The sequence below is a fragment of the Actinosynnema sp. NPDC023658 genome, assembly GCF_040639995.1.
Taxonomy (GTDB): domain Bacteria; phylum Actinomycetota; class Actinomycetes; order Mycobacteriales; family Pseudonocardiaceae; genus Actinosynnema.
Genome location: NZ_JBFAAX010000835.1, coordinates 1 through 2,455, shown reverse-complemented (window position 1 = coordinate 2,455; position 2,455 = coordinate 1). Strand labels below are relative to the sequence as shown.

Below are 2,455 nucleotides of genomic sequence, written 5' to 3'. Positions count from 1 at the left end.
TCGTCCAGCCCGGCAGCGGCACGTGCCGGCTCGCCACACGCCCGAACCTGCCCAGCCGGATCAGCCGACGCCACCGCCGGGCGTCCGACATCGCCCACGCCAGCGCCCGCATGGCCGTCGACTCCGGCGTCGTCCCCTTCGACTCGGTGACCCGTTTCCGCAGGTGAACGAGCATGGACGGAATGTCGATAGCCACCGGGCACACGTCGTAGCAGACCCCGCACAGCGACGACGCGAACGGCAGCGTGGGGTTGCGGTCGACGCCCGTCAGCTGCGGCGACAGCACCGCGCCGATCGGGCCCGGGTACGTGGACCCGTAGGCGTGGCCGCCGGTGCGCTCGTACACCGGGCACGAGTTCAGGCACGCCGAGCAGCGGATGCACCGCAGCGCCGCCCGACCGTCCGGGTCCGCCAGGGTGGCCGTGCGGCCGTTGTCCACCAGCACGACGTGACTGGTCTGGCCCTCGGTCGGCCCCGTCCACACCGACGTGTACGGGTTCATCCGCTCACCGGTCGAGGACCGGGGGAGCAGCTGGAGGAACACCTCCAGGTCACGCCACGTCGGCACCAGCTTCTCGATGCCGACCACGCTGATCAGCGTCCGGGGCAGGGTCAGGCACATCCGCCCGTTGCCCTCCGACTCGACCACCACCAGCGACCCCGTCTCGGCCACGCCGAAGTTCGCGCCCGAGATGGCCACGTCCACCGTCGTGAACTTGTGCCTCAGGTGCTTGCGGGCCGCCTCCGCGAGCGCGCGCGGGTCGTCGGTCAGACCGGGGTCGACGCCCGGCATCTCGCGCCGGAAGATGTCTCGGATCTCCGTCCGGTTGCGGTGGATGGCGGGCACCAGGATGTGGCTGGACTTGTCGTTGCCCAGCTGCACGATCAGCTCGGCCAGGTCGGTCTCCACGGCGTGCACGCCGATGTCCGCCAGCGCCTCGTTCAGCCCGATCTCGACCGTGGCCATCGACTTGACCTTGATGACCTCACGGGTGCCGGTCGCCCGCACCAGGTCGGTGACGATCCGGTTGGCCTCGCCGGCGTCACGCGCCCAGTGCACGTGCGTGCCGCGGCTGGTCAACGCCTCCTCGAACCGGACCAGGTACTCGTCCAGGTTCGCCAGCACCTCGTCCTTGATCGCCGCACCGGACGCGCGCAGCTGCGCCCAGTCCGGCAGCTCGCTGACGACGTTCGCGCGCTTGGCCCGGATCGTGGTGGTGGCCTTGGCGAGGTTGCGGCGCAGCTGGGCGTTGCCGAGCGCGCTCTTGGCCGCCTTGGGGAACGGTTCGCCGGTGAGGTTGCCGCCACCGGTCGGCATGCCGAGGAACGTCATCGCGTCTGCTCCAGGACCTGCGCCAGGTGCAGCGGGCGGACACCGCTGCGCAGCCTGCTCAAGCCGCCGCCGATGTGCATCAGGCACGACGAGTCGCCCGCCGTCAGCACGCCTGCCTTCGTGCTCATCACGGCGCTCATCTTGTCCGCCAGCATGGCGGTGGAGGTGTCGGAGTTCTTCAGCGCGAACGTGCCGCCGAAGCCGCAGCACGTCTCCGCGGCCGGCAGCTCGACCAGGTCGATGCCCTCGACGGCGCGCAGGAGCCGGAGCGGCCGGTCCTGCACCTTCAGCACGCGCAGCGAGTGGCACGTCGGGTGGTAGGTCACGCGGTGCGGGAAGTACGCGCCGACGTCGGTGACCTGGAGGACGTCCACCAGGAACTCCGACAGCTCGTAGGTGCGCTTCGCGGTGTCCTCGGCGGCCTCCGCCAGCTTCCGGTCGCCGTGCTCGCGGGCGACGGCGGCGTGCTGGTGGCGCACCGACCCGGCGCACGACCCGGACGGCGCGACGATCACGTCGGCGTGCTCGAACGCCGTGACGTGGTTGCGGATCACCGGCAGCGCCTGGCCGGGGTAGCCGGTGTTGATGTGCATCTGGCCGCAGCAGGTCTGGGCGGACGGGACGACCACCTCGTGACCGAGCCGTTCCAGCAGCCGGACGGTGGCCTTGCCGACGTCCGGGAACAGCCCGTCGACCAGGCACGTGACGAACAGCGCGACTCTCACGCGACGACTCTAGGCTCTGTGGTCTGACCACACCAGGCTGTGGTCGGACCACAGGAGGTGTTCGTCTTGTCCGGGTACGGCGTGGTGCTGCGGCACGTCGAGTCGGAGCTGAGCGCGGGCAGGTTGGGGGTCGGGCAGCAGCTGCCGGCCGAACGCAGGCTGGCCGAGGACCTGGGTGTCAGCCGGGCGACCGTGCGCGAGGCGATCCGGGTGCTGCAGGCGATGGGTGTCGTGCGCAGCGGCGTCGGCTCGGGGCCGGACGCGGGGACCACCGTCATCGCTGATCCGGCGGGCGGTCTGGGTGCTGCGCTGCGCCTGCACCTGGCCACCCGGCGGCTGCCGATGGCGGACCTCGTCGGCACCAGGGTGATGATCGAGAGCCACTCCGTGCGCGCTG

3 protein-coding genes are annotated in these 2,455 nt (G+C 71.3%); 1 reads left to right on the top strand and 2 read right to left on the bottom strand.

What is annotated here, in order from left to right:
• Together AB0G02_RS35365 and AB0G02_RS35360 are read right to left on the bottom strand one after the other, a co-directional pair.
• The coding region (locus AB0G02_RS35365; protein WP_360803353.1) for a LutB/LldF family L-lactate oxidation iron-sulfur protein at positions 1–1,333 on the bottom strand (1,333 nt) is incomplete at its 3' end.
• On the bottom strand, positions 1,330–2,058 hold the full coding sequence (locus tag AB0G02_RS35360) for a (Fe-S)-binding protein (protein WP_360803350.1): 729 nt from the start codon (positions 2,056–2,058) through the stop codon (positions 1,330–1,332). The genes AB0G02_RS35365 and AB0G02_RS35360, both read right to left, overlap by 4 nt.
• Before the next feature lie 57 nt (positions 2,059–2,115).
• Here AB0G02_RS35360 and AB0G02_RS35355 point away from each other — a divergent pair.
• Positions 2,116–2,455: GntR family transcriptional regulator (locus tag AB0G02_RS35355; protein ID WP_360803347.1), on the top strand; the 340-nt coding region annotated here is incomplete at its 3' end.